This window comes from Streptomyces sp. NPDC054932 (assembly GCF_053610205.1).
On sequence record NZ_JBSGXU010000369.1, the window covers coordinates 1 to 2477 of the forward strand.

The 2477-nt window shown below is 71.7% G+C and carries 2 protein-coding genes; one reads left to right on the forward strand and one right to left on the reverse strand.

Annotated elements, in window-relative coordinates:
* Positions 1-97 precede the first annotated feature (97 nt).
* On the reverse strand, positions 98-1195 hold the full coding sequence (locus ACWGE1_RS40815; RefSeq protein WP_453425530.1) for a DUF5925 domain-containing protein: 1098 nt from the start codon (positions 1193-1195) through the stop codon (positions 98-100).
* A 206-nt stretch (positions 1196-1401) separates the two neighbouring features.
* Between ACWGE1_RS40815 and ACWGE1_RS40820 the strand changes: the two genes are divergently transcribed.
* A complete protein-coding gene (locus ACWGE1_RS40820; protein ID WP_453425531.1) occupies positions 1402-2208 on the forward strand; it encodes an SGNH/GDSL hydrolase family protein in 807 nt (268 codons plus the stop codon).
* Positions 2209-2477 lie beyond the last annotated feature (269 nt).

Consider the following 2477-nt stretch of genomic DNA (forward strand, 5'->3'; position numbering starts at 1 on the left):
GCTGAATTCAGCCCCGCCGGCGTTTGAGGCGCGGGGTTCGGGGCGGAGCCCCGAGAGGCTCGGCCGCAGGTGACGCACGACCGCATCTGCAGCGCAGCTACAGGTACAGCCCCGCCTCCGAGGTGTGCGGCTGCGGCGGCAGGATCGCCGCCGGTCCGGTGCCGCGCCGCAGGGCGAACAGCTCCGCCAGGCTCGCGCCCTCGCGGGAGACGCCCTCGTCCGTGCCCAGCCAGTCCACCGCCTCCCGGTGGGTCAGCCGGCCGACCTCGATGCGGGCCAGGCAGCGTCCCGGGCGGACCACCGCGGGGTGGAGCCGTTCCAGGTCCTCGTTCGTCGTCACGCCGACCAGGACGTTGCGGCCCTGTCCCAGCAGTCCGTCCGTCAGGTTCAGCAGCCGGGACAGTGCCTGCCCGGCCGTGTGGCGGGCCTCGCCCCGGATCAGCTCGTCGCAGTCCTCCAGCAGCAGCAGCCGCCAGCGGCCCTTCGCCGTTCCCTCGTCCTCGCCGATCGCGATGTCCATCAGGTAGCCCACGTCGTTGAAGAGCCGTTCCGGGTCCAGGACGCAGTCCACCTGGCACCAGTCCCGCCAGGACCGGGCCAGCGTGCGCAGGGCGGAGGTCTTGCCCGTGCCCGGCGGCCCGTGCAGGAGCAGCAGCCGGCCCGCGATGTCGTCCGGGGTCACCTTCATCAGCCGGTCCATCGCCCCGGCCACCGGCGCGGTGTAGTTGGGCCGCACTTCCGCCCACGTTCCGGCCGCGATCTGGCGGGTCGTCCGGTACGGGCCGCGGCGCGGGGAGACGTACCAGAAGCCCATCGTGACGTTCTCGGGCTGCGGTTCGGGCTCGTCCTGCACGCCCTCCGTGGCCTTGCCGAGGACGCCGGCGGCGAGTTCGTCGCTGACCGCCGTCACGGTGACGTCCGCACCCCGGCTCCAGCGCGAGACGAGCATGGTCCAGCCGTCGCCCTCGGCGAGGGTGGCGCTGCGGTCGCTGTCGCGCGCCGAGCGCAGCACCGTGGCCTCCGGCGGCAGGAGGGTGGCCTCCGCCTTGACCCGCTCGATCGACACGCTGTGCGAGTACGGCTGCTCACCGGACGCGAACCGGCCGAGGAACAGCGCGTCGACGACATCCGACGGTGAATCGCTGTCGTCGACGTTGAGCCGGATCGGCAGCGCGTCCTGCGGGTTGGCTGACATGGCGCCCATGATCCGGCACACGGTGCCCTCGTGCACCCGTGTTTCGCCGGATCGGGTGCCCAAGTTCCCTCTTCAAACGCATGGGGAGTGAAGATTCGGGCCGCAACTCTGCCCTGAACATTCTTGGCATGGACACTTCCAGCGGACCTCGGCTGCTTGTACCACGGACTCAGGAGTAACCCCCACAAGGAGCCGCACACATGAGCATGAGAATGTCGCGCTTCGCTGCCCTCGCCTCCTCCCTGTTACTCGCCGCGGGCGCCACGCTGTTCGGCGCCGGCCAGGCGGCCGCCTCCGCCAAGGCCGACTTCGGCTACGTCGCCCTCGGCGACTCGTACTCCTCCGGCGTCGGCGCCGGCAACTACGACGGCGGGAGCGGCAACTGCAAACGCACCACCCGCGCCTACCCGGCCCTGTGGGCCGCCGCCCATTCCCCCCAGACCTTCTCCTTCACCGCCTGCTCGGGCGCCCGTACGGGTGATGTCCTCGCGAGCCAGCTCACCCCGCTCAACTCCGGCACCGACCTGGTCAGCATCACCATCGGCGGCAACGACGCCGGATTCTCCGACGTCATGACGACCTGTGTGCTCCAGTCCGAATCCACCTGCGTGAGCCGCGTGAACCAGGCCAAGGCCTACGTGGACTCCACCCTCCCCGGCCAGCTCGACCAGGTCTACAACGCCATCGACAGCCGCTCGCCCGGTGCGCACGTCGTCGTCCTCGGCTATCCCCGCTTCTACAAGCTGAACGGCACCTGCACCACCGGCCTGACCGAGGGCGAGCGGGCCGCCATCAACGGCGCCGCCGACCACCTCAACGCCGCCATCGCCAAGCGCGCCGCCAACCACGGCTTCACCTTCGCCTCGGTCGCCGGTGCCTTCACGGGCCACGAGATCTGCTCCGGCAGCGCGTGGCTGCACAGCGTCAACTGGCTGAACATCGGCGAGTCGTACCACCCGACCGCCGCCGGACAGTCCAGCGGCTACCTGCCGGTCTTCACGAACGCCGCCTGACCGGCCCGGACCGGCCGGTCGTCCGTCCGGTCATCAGGTCGGCCGTCCGGCCGGTACGTCCGGTCCGTCCGATCGACCTGGTCCGTCCGATCCGTCCGATCCGTTCGATCCGGCTCACCGGCCGCCGGAGTCGCCGGGGCGCTCGCCGTCGGTGAGGCCGGTGACGGACTCGGTCCGGGGGAGGTGGCCCCGCTCGTCGGGGTCGCCTTCCGGCAGGTCACCGAGGTGGGGCCCCCCCCGGGGGGGCCCACCGCCCGTGCCCCCCCCAC